13 protein-coding genes are annotated in these 18,122 nt (G+C 61.9%); 8 read left to right on the top strand and 5 right to left on the bottom strand.

Annotated features, from left to right (window positions below):
* Both B9Z37_RS07130 and glnE read right to left on the bottom strand, forming a co-directional pair.
* Positions 1-1,071, bottom strand: coding sequence for an efflux RND transporter periplasmic adaptor subunit (locus B9Z37_RS07130; protein WP_108312287.1), 1,071 nt, complete (start codon positions 1,069-1,071; stop codon positions 1-3).
* 173 nt (positions 1,072-1,244) lie between these two features.
* A complete protein-coding gene (gene glnE, locus B9Z37_RS07125) occupies positions 1,245-3,998 on the bottom strand; it encodes a bifunctional [glutamate--ammonia ligase]-adenylyl-L-tyrosine phosphorylase/[glutamate--ammonia-ligase] adenylyltransferase (protein ID WP_108312286.1) in 2,754 nt (917 codons plus the stop codon).
* Positions 3,999-4,023: 25 nt separating this feature from the next.
* On the opposite strand from glnE, the gene B9Z37_RS07120 reads away from it, so the two are divergent.
* The 4 genes from B9Z37_RS07120 to B9Z37_RS07105 are packed head-to-tail and all read left to right on the top strand — an operon-like array spanning position 4,024 to position 11,447.
* On the top strand, positions 4,024-8,145 hold the full coding sequence (locus tag B9Z37_RS07120) for a YhdP family protein (protein WP_108312285.1): 4,122 nt from the start codon (positions 4,024-4,026) through the stop codon (positions 8,143-8,145).
* 6 nt (positions 8,146-8,151) lie between these two features.
* A complete protein-coding gene (locus B9Z37_RS07115; protein ID WP_108312284.1) occupies positions 8,152-10,236 on the top strand; it encodes a sensor histidine kinase in 2,085 nt (694 codons plus the stop codon).
* Between the two features lie 9 nt (positions 10,237-10,245).
* Entirely contained in the window at positions 10,246-10,887 is a 642-nt protein-coding gene (locus B9Z37_RS07110; RefSeq protein WP_108312283.1) for a response regulator transcription factor, read from the top strand.
* A gap of 14 nt (positions 10,888-10,901) precedes the next feature.
* Positions 10,902-11,447: a C40 family peptidase gene (locus B9Z37_RS07105; protein WP_108312566.1), complete on the top strand. Its 546-nt coding sequence runs from the start codon at positions 10,902-10,904 to the stop codon at positions 11,445-11,447.
* A 9-nt stretch (positions 11,448-11,456) separates the two neighbouring features.
* Here B9Z37_RS07105 and B9Z37_RS14470 read toward each other — a convergent pair whose 3' ends face one another.
* Positions 11,457-11,594 (bottom strand): hypothetical protein, encoded by a 138-nt coding sequence (locus B9Z37_RS14470; protein ID WP_167394339.1) that lies wholly within the window; start codon positions 11,592-11,594, stop codon positions 11,457-11,459.
* Between the two features lie 172 nt (positions 11,595-11,766).
* Between B9Z37_RS14470 and mltA the strand changes: the two genes are divergently transcribed.
* From mltA to B9Z37_RS07085, 4 genes are all read left to right on the top strand, one after another.
* The gene (gene mltA / locus B9Z37_RS07100; RefSeq protein WP_338066582.1) at positions 11,767-12,753 is read left to right on the top strand and encodes a murein transglycosylase A; all 987 of its coding nucleotides are present in this window, start codon (positions 11,767-11,769) and stop codon (positions 12,751-12,753) included.
* On the top strand, positions 12,750-13,022 hold the full coding sequence (locus B9Z37_RS07095; RefSeq protein ID WP_108312281.1) for a YkgJ family cysteine cluster protein: 273 nt from the start codon (positions 12,750-12,752) through the stop codon (positions 13,020-13,022). The genes mltA and B9Z37_RS07095 overlap by 4 nt, the downstream gene beginning before the upstream one ends.
* 120 nt (positions 13,023-13,142) lie before the next feature.
* Complete coding sequence (locus B9Z37_RS07090; RefSeq protein ID WP_108312280.1) at positions 13,143-13,928, top strand: class II aldolase/adducin family protein; 786 nt, start codon at positions 13,143-13,145, stop codon at positions 13,926-13,928.
* Between the two features lie 40 nt (positions 13,929-13,968).
* Complete coding sequence (locus tag B9Z37_RS07085) at positions 13,969-15,093, top strand: alkene reductase (RefSeq protein WP_108312279.1); 1,125 nt, start codon at positions 13,969-13,971, stop codon at positions 15,091-15,093.
* Positions 15,094-15,109: 16 nt separating this feature from the next.
* Here B9Z37_RS07085 and B9Z37_RS07080 read toward each other — a convergent pair whose 3' ends face one another.
* Entirely contained in the window at positions 15,110-15,691 is a 582-nt protein-coding gene (locus B9Z37_RS07080) for a hemerythrin domain-containing protein (protein ID WP_167394338.1), read from the bottom strand.
* Between the two features lie 156 nt (positions 15,692-15,847).
* A complete protein-coding gene (locus tag B9Z37_RS07075) occupies positions 15,848-18,067 on the bottom strand; it encodes a heavy metal translocating P-type ATPase (RefSeq protein ID WP_108312277.1) in 2,220 nt (739 codons plus the stop codon).
* Positions 18,068-18,122 lie beyond the last annotated feature (55 nt).

The raw sequence follows: 18,122 nt of genomic DNA, 5'->3' as shown, positions 1-18,122 counted from the left end.
TTATTTGGTGGCCGGGGCTGCTTGAGGCGCTGGGGCGTCCACCACGCGCACCGTGTCGCCGTGGTTCAAAAACGCACCACCACTGGCCACCACGCGGGCATCGCCTTTCAGGCCGCTCGTCACCTCCACGCGGCCTGCGCTTTGGCGGCCGGTTTGCACCTTGAGCTGGCTGACTTTTTGGTCTGTGCCCACGGTATAGACATAGCTGAAACCATCGCGCACCACCACCGCCGTTTGCGGCACGGTGAGCGCCTGGCTTTGGCCCAGCGCGATCTCACCTTGGGCGTACATGCCTGCGCGTGCGCTGCCTGTCTGTGCGGGCAAATCGACGTAGACCAGTGCGTTGCGGGTTTGCGCATCGACCGAGGGCGCGACCATGCGCACCTTGCCTTGCAGCAGCTGGCCACTGGCCGCTTTGATCTGCACAGGTGCCCCCACCTGGATGCGGCCAATCTCGGCAGCGGTCACTTCAGCCCGCCACTCGATGCGGCCCTGGCGAATCAACCTGAACAACTCGGTGCCTGCGCCCACCACGCTGCCCACGGTGGCCTGCCGGGCTGAGATCACGCCCGCATCGGGCGCACGCACCTGGGTTTGCGACAGGCGCACGTTTTGCAGCTGCACCAAAGCGCGAGCGGACTGCACTCGGGCCACAGAAGAGGCCTCAGCGGCCACCGCCTGGCTCAGCTGCGCTGCACTGAAAAAGCCTTGCTGCTGCAGGCTGCGGGCGCGTTCGGCCTGGGCCTTGGCTTCTTGGGCGCTGGCCGCAGCTTCGGCCAGCAGGCCTTCGGCCTGCGCCAGCTCGGCACGCAAGCTGTCGGCCTGCAAAACCGCCAACACATCGCCACGCTGCACCCGGTCACCCACATTCACACGCACCTCGGTGATCTTCAGGCCATTGGCCTCGGTACCGACGACCGCTTCCTGCCAAGCGGCCAGGTTGCCGTTGGCGCTGATCTTTTGCGCCATGTTGGCCACTTGGGGGGCAGCCACCGTCACGGTCAAAGTTGGCTTGGCAGACAGGGTCGGCTGACTGTCTTGCGCGGCCAAAGCCACATGACTCCAACCCATGCACACACCCACCCACAAACCAAGTCCAACACCGCATTTTTTCATGACACTTCTCTTTTTGACTGCACGTCCCTGTGACGTGCGGCGAGTTTAGCGGCTGACGGTGACAAGCATCACGGCACAGATGCCATGTCCAAGCGTTTCAAACAAGGGCTACGGGTCAAAATACCGATTCAGCCCATCACCCACTGCCACACCGCCAGCACCGCATCGCGCTCGCTGCTCAGTGTGGCGGGGTCCACCTGGGTCGGCTCTTCGTTCAGGCGGGCGCGGTGTTGCAAACGGCGCATTTCGCGATAAGCATTGGCCGCAGCTTGCCCCGCGCCAGTGGGCAACAAGCCGGCTTTTTCGGCACGTTGCAACAAGGCGATGTTGCCCACGTTGTCGGCCAGCTCGGGGTGTGCAGCGGCGCACAGCAGCACCAGGTACTGCATGGCAAATTCGGCATCCACCATGCCGCCGGGGCTGTGTTTCACATCAAAATGGTCGGCCTTGACCGGATGGCCCTGGCGCACGCGTTCGCGCATGGCCACGATTTCGGCTTTCAGGCTGGCCGCATCGCGCGGGGCGCTGATGACGGCATGGCGCACAGCGTCAAAACGCGGCGCTAGGCTTTGCAAGCCCATAACAAAGCGGGCGCGGGTCATGGCCTGGTGCTCCCAGGTCCAGGCGGTGTTGCTGCCACGTTGCTGCTGGTAGTCGGCGTAGGCTTCAAATCGGGTGACGAGCAGGCCAGAGTTGCCGTTGGGACGCAGCGCAGTGTCAATTTCGTAGAGGTCGCCGTCGGCGGTTTTGACGGTCATCCAGTTGATCATTTTGCGCACATAACTGGCGTAGATTTCCTGGGCGCGTTCGTCCTCGTCGTCGTACACGAACACGATGTCCAGGTCGCTGCCGTAGCCCAGCTCTTTGCCGCCCAATTTGCCGTAGCCAATGATGGCAATGGCAGGCTCGTCGCGGTGGCGTGTCTTCAGGCGGTCCCAGCACCAACGGGCCGTCACGCGCAGCACGGCATCGGCCAGCGCACTCAGGTCGTCGGCCACTTGCTCGACGCTGAGCACGCCTTCGACGTCGCGTGCCAGGGTGCGAAATTGCTCCGCATGGTGGGCACGGCGCAGCAAATTCAAAAGACTTTCTTCGTCGTCTTCGCCCGTGCGCTTGAGCGCGACGCGGCGAGACTCCAGTTCTGCTTCAAATTCGGTTGCATCAAAGCGGGTGTCAAACAAGTTCCCCCCGGCCAGCTCATCGATCACACCGGGGTGTTGCAACAAATAGCGCGCAGGCCATTTGGCCGCCCCCAGCAGACGCAGCAAGCGCTCGTACACGGAAGGGCGTTCCAGCATGAGGGCCAGATAGCTTTCGCGGCGCAGCAAGGGTTCGATCCAGTCGGCCATGCGCAGCACGGCCACTTCGCTGATGCGCCCCTCTTTGAGCCATTGGGCCGTGCGTTGCAACAGGCGCATCAGGCGGCCTCGGGCATCGTCGCGCAGGGCTTGCACGCGGGGGTTGTCACCCCACTGTGCCAAGCGAGCGCGAACTGCGCCGTCAAACTCGGTGAGAACAGCATCGAGTTCGGCATGTTCACGGCCATGGACACCGTTCTTGCCATTTTTTCCGTTGCAGCCTTTGCACTCCCGATCGCCGCCCAGCAAGGTATCGAACTCTTGCGCCACCACCTCACGGTGTGCGTCCAAGTCGGTCAAAAACGCGCAGGCATCTTCGTATCCCAGGGTCTGGGCCATCCAGGCCAGGTCATCGTCGCGGGTTGGCAGCACATGGGTTTGCTGGTCGTCCAGGTACTGGATGCGGTGCTCGACTTGACGCAAGAAGACATAGGCCGCACCCAAGGCGTCGGCCGTGGCCTGCGGCATGAGCCCGGCTTTGGCCACGCGCTGCAGCGCGTCCAGCGTAGGGCGCGTGCGCAACTCGGGGAACTGCCCACCACGCACCACTTGCAGCAATTGCACGGTGAATTCGATCTCGCGAATGCCGCCACGCGACAGCTTGACGTCGTTTGCCCGCTCGGGGTGGCCCGCGCTGCGTTTGGCGGCGTGGTCGCGAATTTGCTGGTGCAGCGTGCGCAGCGACTCGAACACGTTGTAGTCAAGGTAACGGCGAAACACAAACGGCAGCACCACCGCACGCAAGGCCTGGGCCGAGCCATTGACCACCGCGCTGCGGGGCGCGACCACGCGGCTTTTCATCCAGGCAAAGCGCTCCCATTCGCGGCCCTGCACCAGCAAATATTCTTCGAGCGCATCGAGCGAGACGACACTGGGCCCCGAATTGCCGTTGGGCCGAAGGGCCAGATCCACCCGGAACACAAAACCGTGTTCGGTGGTGTCGCCAATCAGGGCATACATGCGCTTGACGGCGCGGGTGAAATATTCCTGACAAGAGACCTTGTTGCGGCCTTCGCTGTTGCCCAGCGTTTCACCGTCCTGGTCGTAGACGTAGATCAGGTCAATGTCGCTAGAGACATTCAACTCGCGGGCGCCCAGCTTGCCCATGCCGATGACCCACATCTCGGCCCGTTGGCCGCTGAGGGTCAAGGGCTGACCGTGCAAAACGTCCAGATCGGCCATGACCTGCTGCCAGGCGATGTCGAGCGTGACTTCGGCCAGCCAGGTCATGGCATGGGTCACCACCGCCAAAGGGGCTTGGTCTGTGCAGTCCAGCTGCGCCAGACGCTCCAGCGTGAGCTGACGCAACACGCGCAGGGCTGCGCCTGTGTCCAGGCCCGTGCTTTGCAGGGCCGCAAAAGCGGCGTTCAGGCTGTCGCGCGTCGGGGCACCCGGGGCCAACAGGGGCAAAACATCGGCGTAACGACGGTGCAAACGCTGCACAAAACGTGAATACAAGGTCAAATTAACAGGACTTGGCGCTTTTGAGATGGGGGCATCGTCCATGGGCTGGCTGCGGGTCATAATTCCTGCTGACTTTCTGATTCAAATGTTTGTACCGTCTTTGCCCACTTTTCCCCGCCTGAGCCTTGCGCTGTCCCATGTCATACGGGCCATCGCATGGGTGTTGCTTGTCTTGGGCGTTTTGCTGGGCATGGCCTGGGGTACCCTGCATTTTTGGATTGTGCCGCGAATCGGTGATTACCGTCCCGCGCTGGAACGCTTGGCCCAGCAAAGCATCGGGGTTCCGGTTCGGATTGGTCAGATTTCTGCAGAATCCACAGGTTGGGCACCCTCCTTTGAGCTGCGCAACATCGAGTTGCTGGACCGGGAAGGCCAACCTGGCCTGCACTTGCCCAAGGTGGTGATCGCCATCAGCGTGCAATCCGCCTTGGCACTGAAGCTGGAACAGCTCGTGCTGGACGCGCCGGAGCTCGACATCCGCTTGACCGCCGAAGGCGCATGGCGCGTGGCGGGCCTGGATTGGGCGCCCAACACCCGCAGCGACGGGGCAGCCGCCGATTGGTTGTTCTCGCAGCGCGAAGTCATCGTTCGGGGCGGCACCGTGCGCTGGACCAACGAACACCGCCCGCATCAACCACTGCCTGGCCTGCTGTCGCCATTGACGCAGAAAACCTCAACACCACCAACCAACGCCCACACGCCACCGGTCGCGCTCGCCCTGCGTGATGTTGACTTGGTGCTGCGCAACTCGGCCAGACACCACGATGTGCGATTGGACGCCACCCCCCCGCAAGAGTGGGGCTCGCGTTTTGTCGGCATGGGGCGTTTTCGGCGCAGCCTCTTGTCCATCCACCCCGGTCAATGGGCAGACTGGACAGGCCAGGTTTATGCCCACTTCCCCGAAGTGGATGTGGCGCAATTGGGCCAACATGTGCCCTTGGGGGTTGACATCGCCACAGGCACCGGGAGCCTGCGCTTGTGGAGCGATGTCGCCCGGGGACAGTGGACAGGGGGCCTTGCCGATGTGAACCTGACCGGACTCCAAACCACATGGGCATCCGATGCGCAAGCGCTGGTTTTGGAACGCTTGTCGGGGCGCCTCGGTGCACGGGTCAGTGCATTGGGCTTTGAAGTATCGACCCAACACCTGGCCTTTGTAAGCGCCAATGGCGTGGCCTGGCCCGGCGGCAACGTGTCGCTGGAATACACCCACCCGGAAGGCAAAAACCCGGCACGCGGCCAGATCCAGGCGGACCATCTGGATTTGTTTGCACTGCGCGAAGTCGCACTGCGCATGCCTTTGCCAGCAGGATTGCACGAGCGCCTGCAGCAACAAGACATCAGCGGCCAAGTGGGCGCTTTGAAGTGGCGCTGGCAAGGCGATTGGCAATCACCCGAGCGCTATGACGGCCAAGTCACACTGGAAGGCCTGAGCCTGCCCCCTCCCACACTGAAGGTCAACGACAAGACACCGCAGCGCCCCGGCCTGCAAGGCGCACAGGCCAAAGTGTCGATGACACAAGACGGTGGCCAGGTGACCGTGAGCATGGGATCGGACGGGGCGGTGTTTCTGCCCGGCATTCTGGACGATGCCGAGGTGCGTGTGCAGTCATTGCTCGCCGAGGCCACCTTCAAACGCGAAGCCGGTCAATGGCGCGTGCCGCAATGGAAACTGAAATTGGCCAACGCTGACTTGCAAGGCGAGTGGCAAGGAAAATGGCAAGCAGCGGCCAATGGCAATGGTCCCGGCACGCTGGATCTGCAAGGGCAAATCAAACAAATCGATGCATCTCGTGCACACCGCTACCTGCCCGTCACGCTGCCCGTCAACGTGCGCCAATATGTGCGCGATGCCGTGGTCAAAGGGGTTTATTCGGATGTGCAGGTCAAACTCAAGGGTGATCTGGCGCGCCTGCCGTTTGCAGACCCCAAAGAAGGTGAATTCCGCTTTGCCGGACGCCTGCGGGATATCGAACTGGACTACCTGCCTGCTGCCTTATTGCCCCCCAAGAGCCTGCCCTGGCCCCGTTTGTACAAGTTGAACGGGCTGCTGGTGTTTGACCGCTTGGGCATGAAACTGACCGATGCTTCGGCACGCGCAGGCGACGCCCGCACCGGACTCAGTTTGACCGCCGGGCAAGCAGACATCGCAGACATGGCCCACCAGGCCGTTCTGAACGTTTCGGCTGACAACAAGGCCTCCGCCACGCAGGTGCTGACACTGGTTCAAAAATCGCCACTGGATGCGCTGCTGTCGGGCGCACTGCGTCAAACCCAGGCCACAGGAACCGTCCAGACCCGGTTCAAACTGACCATTCCCCTGCTGACCCCTCAAAACACCAAAGTGCAAGGCACGGTGGTGCTGGCCGGCAACGACCTGCGCATGTCCCCCGCCACGCCCTTGCTGGAAAAAGCCCAGGGCACAGTCCAGTTCACAGAAACAGGTTTCACCCTGGGCACCATGCAGGCCCGTGTGTTGGGGGGCCCCGTTCGCATCGAAGGCGGCCTGCGCACATCACCTGCGACAGTGGCTGAAACCGGCATGCAATTGCGTGCACAAGGTCAAATCACCGCTGAGGGTCTGCGCCAAGCCAAAGAGTTCGCGCCGCTCAACGAACTGGCCCAATACGCCAGTGGTGCCACCACTTACAGTGCGCAGTTGGGCTGGCGACAAGGTCAACCCGAATGGTCTGTGCAAAGCCCATTGGAAGGCCTGGCACTGCAGTTGCCATCGCCCTTGGGCAAGACCGCCGCCGCCCGAGTGCCCTTGTCCTTGCGCGTGCGCGTGCAAAACCAAAGCGGCGTCTTGCAAGACCAACTGCAATTCGAATGGGGCAGCGTGGCTTCGGCCAACTATGTACGCGACCTGAGCGGTGCCGAACCTGTCGTGCTGCGCGGCAGCCTGAGCCTGGGCACACAGGCCCCGGCCTTGCCCGCCACAGGGGTTTCGGCCACGGTGGCGCTGGACCGTTTTTCGGTCAACGACTGGGAAAACCTGCTGCCCGCCAGCCTCTTGTCCGGCGAAGAAAAATCCGGCACCGGAAAAACCGCCTGGCGAGCCTATTTGCCCACACGTTTGGGCTTGCAGGCCAACACCATCACCGCCGATGGGCGCACCTTGCACCAGGTGGTCGCAGGTGGGGTTCGCGAAGACCTCACCTGGCGCGTGAACGTGGACGCGCGCGAGCTGAGCGGTCATGTGGTCTATCGCCAGCCCTCGCGTGAACAATTGGGACACCTGTTTGCGCGCTTGTCCCGGCTCAATTTGCCGCCTTCCAGCGTCGCCGAAGTCGAAGGCCTGCTCGAAGCCCCACCCGCCAACTTGCCCTCTCTGGACATCGTGGTCGAACAACTGGAGCTGCGCGGCAAAAACCTCGGTCGCATTGAGATCGAAGCCGTCAACACGGAACAACAAAAATCGCGCGTCAAAAGTGCACCCGAATGGCAATTGAACAAGTTCAACCTCACTGTGCCCGAAGCCACACTGCGCAGCACAGGCCGCTGGCTGACGGCAGGCGAAGGAGGGCACCAACGCAAAACCGAAATGAACTTCAAGCTGGACGTGACCGATGCAGGTGCATTGTTGACACGCCTGGGCACACCCAACGCCCTGCGCGGCGGCACAGGGCAACTCGAAGGCACCGTGAGTTGGCAAGGCTCCCCCATGGCTTTGCATTACCCCAGCATGTCAGGGCAGTTCGGCGTCAAGATGGGACGCGGCCAATTCCTCAAAGCGGATGCCGGTGCCGCCAAGCTGCTGGGGGTGTTGAGCTTGCAAGCCTTGCCGCGGCGGCTGCTGCTCGACTTCCGCGATGTGTTTTATGAAGGTTTCGCCTTTGACTCGGTGCGCGGCGACGTGACCATCACACAGGGCATCGCCACCACGCGCAACATGCAAATCAAAGGGGTGAATGCCTTGGTGCAACTCGACGGCTCGGCCGACATCGCCCATGAAACCCAAAAGCTGCGGGTGGTGATTTTGCCGGCGCTGGATGCAGGCACCGCTTCTTTGGTGGCGGGCATCGCTCTCAACCCGGTGATTGGGCTGACGGCATTTTTGGCTCAGCTTTTTCTGCAAAACCCATTGACCAAAGCCAACACCCAGGAATTCCTGATCGATGGCAGCTGGGCAGAACCACGGGTGACCAAAGTCAGCAGCAACGGCGCAGACAGCAAAACGTCCAGCGCCCCCAACGCCACGCCCTGACGTGCCATGAAACTCCCTGGCGCTTCACACATCGGTGCAGCATGGCAAAAAAGCCTGGTCCGCTTGCGCTCCAAGCTCGACGAGGTCTTGCCCTGGGGTTCAGGCAGGCGATCCTTGTGGGCGGCCTTGATCGCCTTGGTGCTGGCGGTGCTGGTCACACTGGTGTGGCTGGCAGGTCGCTACGAAGCCAGCCAGGTTCAGGCCGAGCTGGAACGCGACACCGCCGATGCCGTGAACGACCTGCGCAACAGCTTGTCTCGCCAGGTGCAGGCCTTGCAGGCGCTGCAGTCGGGCCATTTCGCACCAGCAACCTGGCAACCCGAAGCACTGGGCTTGCTGCGCGAGAACCGCGACTGGCTGCGCCTTGAATGGCGCGACAAGGAATGGCGCTTGCTGTCGTTTGCCGACTCGCCCTTGCGTGCGCCAGCGTTTGAACGCATCGCACGCCCGGACGTGCTGAACGAAGCCACCCAGGCTTGCCAGCGCGGCAAGCGTTTGAATGGCCCCGCCTATTCGAGCACTTATTTTTTGCCGCAAACCGATGGCCTGGGCATGGAGGTCATGGAGCTGTGCCTGCCCATGACACAAGCGGGCGAACTCACGGGCTACACGGTGGTGACTTACAGCCTGCAAGAAATGTTGACAGAGCGGCTGGGCACCACGTTTGGCCGCCGCAACGAGTTGTCCTTTATTGAACCGGATGGCACACGCCTGGCCATCGCGGGCACCCAGCGCCGGGAACGGCGGGTGTTCACGGCACAACAACTGGTGGACTTGCCCGGCAACACCTTGTTGCTGCGCATGGACGGCCGACGGGGTGAGCCTGACTTGTTTCCCAATGTGCTCACTGCACTGGTCACGGGCATGTCGATTGCGCTGATCACGGTGATGGTTTTGCTGGCCAAGGATTCCCGACGACGCCTCAAAGCCGAACGCGACCTGGCCGATGCCCTGGCTTTTCGCAAAGCCATGGAAGACTCACTGGTCACCGGCTTGAGGGCACGCGACCTGCAAGGTCACATCACTTATGTGAACCCGGCCTTTTGTCAAATGGTGGGCTGGGACGCCGAAGCACTGGTCGGCCAAAACGCCCCCATGCCTTATTGGCCGCCGGAAATGGTGGACGAATACCAGCAGCGCCAAGCCATCCGTCTGGCAGGCAACGCCCCACCGCGTGAAGGCTTTGAATCGGTCTTCATGCGGCAAGACGGCACGCGGTTCCCCGTGCTGATCATCGAAGCACCACTGATCAGCATTCGAGGTGAACAAACGGGCTGGATGGGTGCCGTGCTCGACATCAGCGAGCAACGACGGATTGAAGAACTCTCGCGTGCCAGCCAAGAGCGCCTGCAAGCAACCGCCCGACTGGCCACCGTGGGTGAAATGGCCTCTTTGCTCAGCCACGAATTGAACCAGCCCCTGGCAGCCATTTCGAGCTATGCCAACGGCTCGCTCAACCTGCTGCAAGACCCGCAGGCCGAGCCGCAAACCCTGGCCGACGTGCACATGGCGCTGCGGCGCATTGCCGAGCAAGCCGAGCGCGCGGGGCGCGTCATCAACAGCGTGCACGACTTCGTGCGGCGCCGCGACCAGGCCCGTGAGGCCGTGGCCCCGCAAGCCCTGCTCGACGCCATATCGCCCCTGGTCAACCTGCAGGCGCGCAAGCTGCACGTGCGTGTGCACATTCGGGTCGAGGCGCGCCTGCCCTCCGTGTGGTGCGACCGCACCATGGTCGAACAGGTTTTGCTCAACCTGGCGCGCAACGGCATGCAAGCCATGGACCATCCTCAATGCCACGACAGGGTGCTGGTCTTGCAGGTCAAACACAGTGCATCCAGCACCGAACCGGGAGGCGTCGAATTCGCGGTCACCGATGTCGGCGCAGGCATCGATGCCGATGTCGCCACCCAACTGTTCAACCCCTTCTTCACCACCAAAGCCGAGGGCATGGGCCTGGGCTTAAGCCTGTGCCGCACCGTGATCGAACAACACGGCGGTCATCTGGCCTTTGAAACACATGCGCCCAAAGGCACCGTCTTCCGTTTCACGCTGCCTGCGGCGTCCGGCAACACCGCCGCATCCACCCTCTAAAATCCCGCCATGCACCCACCTTTTGACAGCATGGTCTACATCGTTGACGACGACATTGGCGTGCGCGAAGGCATGGCGTGGTTGCTGCGCACGCGGCGCTTGTTGAGCGAATCCTACGACAGCGCCGAAGCATTTCTGGACATGCTCGGGCGCACATCTCAAGCATCACTGTTACCCCAACAAGCCGCATGCATTTTGCTGGATGTGCGCATGCCTGGCATGAGCGGTTTGGTCTTGTTTGAGCAACTGCAGGCCAGCGGCATCGCCCAAGCCTGGCCCGTGATTTTCTTGACCGGGCATGCCGACGTGCCCACGGCGGTGGACAGCGTCAAGCGCGGCGCTTTTGACTTTTGTGAAAAACCGTTTTCTGACAACGCCTTGGTGGACCGCGTGGAACAAGCTTTGCTGCTCTCGCAGCAGCGCTTGATGGCACGCACGCAACAAGACTTTTTGCAATCGCGTCTGGGCGAGCTGACCGACCGCGAACGCGACGTGATGCGCTTGGTGGTCGAAGGCCTGCCCAACAAACTGATCGCCGACCAGCTGGACATCAGCGTGCGCACGGTCGAGGTGCACCGCTCACGCGTGTTCGACAAGATGGAAGTCAAATCAGCCGTCGAACTGGCCAACCTGATGCGGACCTTGACATGAACCAAGCCACACGGATGACTCACAGATTCACGCGGCTCGCAGCCACCGCCCTGACCGTGGTTCTTGCTGCGGCTTTGACTGGCTGCGGCTCTACCGGCCCGGTTTCTGATGCACCAGACTTGCCGCCCAGCACACCAAGACCGCAAGCGGATCAACGGACGCAGGGCAACACCCCTTATCACCCCAGGCGCAACGACCTGACCTTGTTTGCCTTGTCCTTGCTGGACACCCCTTATGCCTGGGGTGGCCGCGGCCCTGCCACCGGGTTTGATTGTTCAGGGCTGGTTTCACATGTTTACCGCGAAGCGGCAGGCTTGCCGGTGAAGGGCTCTTCGGCCGATCTGGGCCAAAAGTCGCGCCCCATCGACCGCTCGCGCCTGCAGCCCGGTGATCTGGTGTTTTTCAACACCTTGGGGGCTCGCCATTCGCATGTGGGCATTTATGTCGGCGACGGCCGCTTTGTGCATGCCAGCAACCCGCGAACCGGCGTGCGCATGGACCAACTGACCAACCGTTATTACGCCCAGCGTTTTGAAGGTGCAGCAACCCTGCTCGACTGACCTGCCAGGTCAAGGGGCCTTGTCGTCTGGGTCGGATTTTTCGGGCTGCGACAACTCCCCCTTGGATCGCCCGGAAAACATGGTCCACCACACGATCCCGACGAAGACGACCAAGGCCAGCAAAGCTTCCAGCAAAATAAGGACCATGAATCAATTTCCGTTTCTTTGGCTTGGCCGGATACGTTCCGGTGCGGCGCTGGCCGCGATTGTAGGGAGCTTGGTCGGCTGCTCGGTTGCGCCGGTACTGGATGAGCCCTCTCAGCCAAGCCCATCACCCACATCACCCGTGGCCGATCAAAGGCCTTTGCCCGCCACCATCATGCAGGCAAAAAGCCGTTGGGTACCCGTGCACTGGTCGGATTTGCCCGGACTGGAAGCGGATGCGCTGCACGAAGCCTGGCCTGCCTGGCTGCAAAGCTGCTCGCGCCCTGCCAAACCCTGGGCAGCACTGTGCCCCAATATCCGTCAACTGGCCAATGCGTCAGCCCAAGAACAACGCCGCTGGATTCGGGAGAATTTGCAGCCTTACCGCGTAGAGTCGCATGAGGGCCAATCACAAGGCAAATTGACCGCCTATTACGAGCCCCGTTTTGAAGCCTCCAGGCTGCCGCGTTCCGGTTTCAACATACCGCTGTATGCACCCCCTTCGGGCATGAACAAGAACAGTCCTTGGTTCACCCGCCAGGAAATCGAGACCCAATCCGCAGCACGCAACGCTTTGCGCGGCAAAGAACTGGTCTACCTGGCCGACCCGATTGACGCCATGATCCTGCACATTCAGGGCTCCGGCTTGGTCAACGTCACCGAGCCCGATGGCAGCCAACGCACGTTGCGCATGGCCTTTGCCGCATCCAACGAACACCCCTACAAAAGCATCGGCAGCTGGCTTTTGCAACAAGGCTTGCTGAAAGACGCCTCATGGCCCGGCATCAAGGACTGGATGGACCGCAACCCCTCGCGTGTGAACGAGCTGCTCTGGAAAAACCCCCGATTCATCTTTTTCAAAGAAGAAAAACTGCCTGCAGGCCAAACGCCTCCTGGACCCAAAGGCGCGCAAAACGTTCCTCTGACCGCTGGCCGCTCGGTGGCCATTGATCGCAACAGCATCCCCTATGGCACGCCTGTCTGGCTGATGTCAAAGGGGCCTCAAGTCACACTGGACAAACTGGTCATGGCGCAAGACACCGGCAGCGCGATTGTGGGGGCCGTGCGCGCCGACTATTACGCAGGTTCGGGCAAAGCCGCCGGAGAGTTTGCTGGGCGAATCAACCAAGGCCTTCAACTGTGGGCGCTTTGGCCCCGATGAGTTTGTCGTGCCGACCGGGCTGCGCCGCCTGCTGCACCGCGCCCTCCATCTCGTCAGCCATCCCGGGCATGCCCCAAGGCAAACCCGCAGGCGTGCCCTGTGTGCAGCTGGACGAGCAGCTGCAGTGCAAGATTTTTGGCCAAGCGGAGCGTCCGGCCGTGTGCGGGCAACTGCAAGCCTCGCTGGAGATGTGCGGCCCTCAAGACGATGGCGGGCTGTTTGCCCGCAGCTATCTGATGCGGCTAGAGACTTTGACACGACCGGATTGATGCTGCGTCTTTGCCTGGGTCGTCCTTGACAAGTTTGGGCGTGCCTTAGTCTCCAAGACGTCATCACCCTGACGCCCAGGTCGTTAAGCTGGCGGTTCATTTTTTACCCGGAGTCTGTTCATGGCGTTTGACATCCCATCCCTCAAAGACAGTGTGCACCCTGACGAATGGCAGTTGCGGGTGGACCTGGCGGCGTGTTACCGATTGGTGGCGCTGTATGGCTGGAGCGACCTGGTGTTCACCCACATCAGCGCCAAGCTGCCGCACTCGGTGGCGGGCGATGCGCACCAGTTCCTGATCAACCCTTATGGCCTGATGTTTGACGAGATCACCGCCTCCAGCCTGGTCAAGGTGGACATGCAGTGCAACAAGTTGCATGACAGCCCGTTCCCGGTCAACCCGGCAGGCTTTGTGATCCACAGCGCGGTGCACGAAGTCAGGCCGGATGCCGGTTGTGTGCTGCACACCCACACCCGGGCAGGCGTAGCCGTGAGTGCACAGGCGCACGGCGTGTTGCCCATCAGCCAGCAAAGCACCTTTGTGCTGGCTTCGCTGGCCTACCACGGCTACGAAGGTGTGGCGATCCGCGACGACGAAAAGGCGCGACTGCAAGCCGATCTGGGCGAAGCCAATTACCTGATGCTGCGCAACCACGGCCTGTTGACGGTGGGCAAGACCATTGCCGACGCGTTCTTGTCGATGTACACGTTTGAAAACACTTGCCGCATCCAGGTGGATGCGCTGGCAGGGCAGGCTGGACCCAAAGAACTCACAGCCGTGAACCCCAAAATCCTGGATGGCGTGGCCCATGCCTCACGCGTGCAAACCGGGGGCCTGGGCGGTGCGTTTGTCTGGCCGTCGTTGCTGCGCAAACTGCAACGCGAGAGCCCGGATTACGCTCACTGAACCGAACCCCGCCGATTTCCTTTCTTTTTGAATCACACACATGACCTCTTTGTTTGACCCCGGCCAAGTCGGTGCCATGCACCTGGCCTCACGCATCGTGATGGCCCCACTCACCCGCAACCGCGCACCCGGCGCACTGGCCAACGCGCGCATGGCCACCTATTACCGCCAACGCGCCAACCCGGTCACAGGTGCGGGGCTCATCATCACCGAGGCCACGGCCATCAGCCACCAAGGCCAAGGCTATGCCGATGTGCCGGGCATCTGGAGCGATGCGCAAGTCGCCTCTTGGAAGCAGGTCACAGACGCTGTGCACGCCGAGGGTGGAAAGATCGTCATGCAGTTGTGGCATGTGGGTCGTGTGTCACACACCAGCTTGCAGCCAGGGGGTGCGGCACCTGTGGCCCCCTCTGCCATCACAGCCAAAACCAAAACAGTGCTCCTGGTCGATGGCCAAGCCCAATTCATGGACACATCCGCGCCCCGTGCACTGGACACGGCGGAGTTGCCAGGCATCGTGGAGGACTACCGCCGCGCCGCCGCCAACGCCATTGCAGCCGGATTTGACGGTGTGGAAGTGCACGCGGCCAACGGTTACCTGATCGACCAGTTTTTGCGCACGGGCAGCAACCAACGCAACGATGCCTATGGGGGCTCCATCGAAAATCGCGCCCGTTTTCTGAACGACGTCATGAGTGCCGTGGTGGCCGAAATTGGCGGAGACCGCACAGGCATTCGCATCTCGCCCGTCACCCCCGCCAACGATGCCAGTGACGACCAGCCACAGCCCTTGTTTGAGCACGTGGCCCGTTTGCTGGGCCCGATGGGGCTGGCCTATGTGCACGTGATCGAAGGCTCGACCGGTGGGCCTCGCGACCACCAGCAAGGGGAACAGGCTTTTGATTACGCCGCGCTGCGCCAGGTTTACACCACGGCCAAGGGGCAGGGTGCCTGGATGCTCAACAATGGCTACGATCTGCCCTTGGCCGAGCAAGCGCTGGCGCAAGGCGCTGATCTGGTGGCGTTTGGTCGCCCCTTCATGGCCAACCCGGATCTGGGCGCTCGGCTGCGACAAGGCGGTCCATTCAACACCCCTGACCGCAAAACCTTTTACGGTGGCGACGAAGCGGGCTATACCGATTACCCGCGTTTGCCACAGTCCTGAGGCTTACGCCACGGCATCAACCCAGACCAATAGGTGAAGGTGCTCGGGTCACGATCAAGCTGAACAGTTTTTCAAATTCCTGAGCAGGCGGGTAATGGCCTGTGAGCGGATCGGCGTTTTCTGCAAACGCCACATCCAGCACACGCCAATCGTCTGCTGAAAAGCACCGCTCTGCCTCGGGCAAGATCACGGTTTCTTCCAGGTTCATGTGCTCTAAATAGAAGTTGACGTATTTTTCAAAAGCTTCTTCAAATGCCTGGCGTCGGCCAGCACCCAACAACTCCCAGGCCAGCAGCAGGTGCTGCATGTCACGAGCGGCTTTTTCGCTGCTCAGGTGATCACGCTCCAGCTTGTCGATGGCCCCCATCACCTTGGGCGCCAACTTCACGACTTTGGGAAACAAGAGGTTCGATTCTTTGGGGTGGTGCAAGCGCTCTGGAAATTCGTCGATGTAGAACAACATGGCCCGCAGTACGTCAAAGAAGTTGCGCCGGTCTTCTGCAGGGCCGCGTTGGACCATCATGCGCATGGACTGGAGCATGGCCGCCAATGAGGCGTGTTCGTCGCGGATGATTTGAAGCGCGCTGTGCTGTGTCATGAAAACAAACTCCGGGTTCTGAAGGGTTTCAGTTTGCCGGTTTGTGCCCCAACGCACCATGACGCATGTCAAGAATGGGTGATTTGGCTTTGCTGACATTCGGCCGCGGGGGCGGCCGCCCACAAAGTCAAGCCAGGGTTCAGCGCGGTCTCTTGCTCAGGGCTTCCAGCGCTTGAGCAGCAAGGCGTTGCTCATCACGCTGACCGAGCTGAGCGCCATGGCACCACCGGCAATGACCGGGTTGAGGTAGCCTAAAGCGGCCAGCGGAATGCCCGCCACGTTGTAGGCAAAGGCCCAGAACAGGTTTTGCCGGATCTTGGCCACGGTGCGGGCCGAAATGTCGAGCGCTGCGCCCACCAGCGCCACATCACCGCGCATGAGGGTGATGCCCGCCGCGTGCATGGCCACGTCGGTGCCGTTGCCCATGGCCATGCCCACATCGGCGGCAGCGAGGGCCGGGGCATCGTTCACCCCATCGCCCACCATGGCCACAATGCGCCCGCCCTCGCGCAGTTTTTGCACTTGAGCGGCCTTGTCGCCCGGCAACACATCGGCCAGCACTTCGCCGTCTTCAGGGCGCAAGCCCAAACGACGCGCCATGGCTTCGGCGGCGGCCTGGTTGTCGCCCGAGATCATCACCAGCTTCAAGCCACGTTCGCGCAAGGCTGTCAACGCCTCGGCAGCGCCCGCCTTGGGCTCGTCACCAAAGGCCATGAGCAACAGCCCTTGCACACCGGTGGCGGTGCGTTCTGCCAGCGCCGACAAGGTCGCGCCTTGTCCCTGCAGTGCAGGCACATCGTCCGCCCACAGCGCGGGGTCCATGCCTTCTTGCTGCAACCAGCGCAAACTGCCCAACAACAACTGACGACCATCGACGGTGGCTTGCACGCCACGGCCCGGCACTGCGGCCAGCTCAGCGGGCGTTGTCAGGTTCAAGCCCTGTACTTTGGCAGCCGTCACCACGGCACGGGCCAAGGGGTGTTCACTGCCACTTTGCACGCTGGCGGCCCAGCTCAGGGCGGCTGTAATGTCTTGCCCCGGCGCAGCCACGTGCTGCGTCAGGCGAGGCTGGCCCACGGTGAGCGTGCCGGTCTTGTCAAAGGCCACGGTTTGCACGCGGTGCGCCATCTCCAGCGCCTGCACATCCTTGATCAAAATGCCGTATTTGGCCGCCACGCCCGTGCCCGCCATGATGGCCACGGGCGTGGCCAAGCCCAAAGCACAAGGGCAGGCGATCACCAGCACAGCCACGGCGTAAATGAGGGCTGTTTCAAAGTTGGCCCCCATGAACATCCACGCCGCCAGCGTGGCCAGCGCGATCAACATGACCACCGGCACAAACACCTCGGCCACTTTGTCGACCAAGCGCTGGATGGGCGCTTTGGCCGCCTGCGCATCTTCCACCAGCCGGATGATGTGCGAGAGCACGGTTTCGTGGCCCACAGCTGTCACACGCATCACCACGCGACCATCGCCATTGATCGATCCACCTGTCAGCTGCGCACCCACGGTTTTGGACACTGGTAGAGGCTCGCCGGTGAGCATGGATTCATCGACCTGGGTCTGGCCTTCAACCAGTTCACCATCGAGCGGATAGCGCTCGCCCGGTCGCACCACGATCAGGTCGCCCGTCAGAATTTCGTCCACCGGCACATCGACTTCGCCGTCTTCGCTGATCCAGTGCGCCTTGTCAGGACGCAAAGCATGCAAGGCCCGAATGGCTTCTGTGGTCTGGCGTTTCGCGCGTGCTTCCAGCCACTTACCGAGCAAAACTAAGGTGATCACGACGGCCGAGCCTTCAAAGTACAAATGCGGCGCATGCCCTTCGTGCGCCGTCAGCCACAGCCACACCGACAACAACCAGCCGGCCGTGGTGCCCAGCGAGACCAACAAATCCATGTTGCCCGTGAGTGCCTTGAGCGCATGCCAGCCGGCCTTGTAAAAACGAGCGCCCAAAATGAACTGCACTGGCGTGGCCAGCGCAAATTGCACCCAGGCGGGCAGCATCCAATGCTGGCCCCACAGATCACCCAGCATGGGCAGTACCAAGGGCGCTGACAGCACCAAACCGACCGCCACGGGCGCAAAACCTGTCCAGGGCGAGTTGTTGTTGGCCTGCGCCTCGGCCGCTTCCACTGAACGGGGCTCGTACCCGGCATCGCGGATCACCCGGCGCAAGCGGGCATCGGTCAACTCAGCATCGGCCACCACAATGCGTGCTGTTTCGGTCGCCAGGTTGACCGTGGCCGAGGCCACACCGGGCGCTTTGCTGAGTGCTTTTTCGACCCGTGCTACGCACGAAGCGCAGGTCATGCCGCCAATACCGATGTCCATCACGGTGTTGTGGGCTGAAGGCTCGGTCTTGATCTGTGTCATGTTGTGCGGTTTGTTTTGAACTATGCTTCGACAAACCCATGAGGGCTTGTCTGAA

The sequence above is a fragment of the Limnohabitans parvus II-B4 genome (assembly GCF_003063455.1).
Taxonomy (GTDB): domain Bacteria; phylum Pseudomonadota; class Gammaproteobacteria; order Burkholderiales; family Burkholderiaceae_C; genus Limnohabitans_A; species Limnohabitans_A parvus.
Note: the sequence above shows the minus strand (reverse complement) of the source record. Positions and strands in the feature narration are given on the sequence as shown.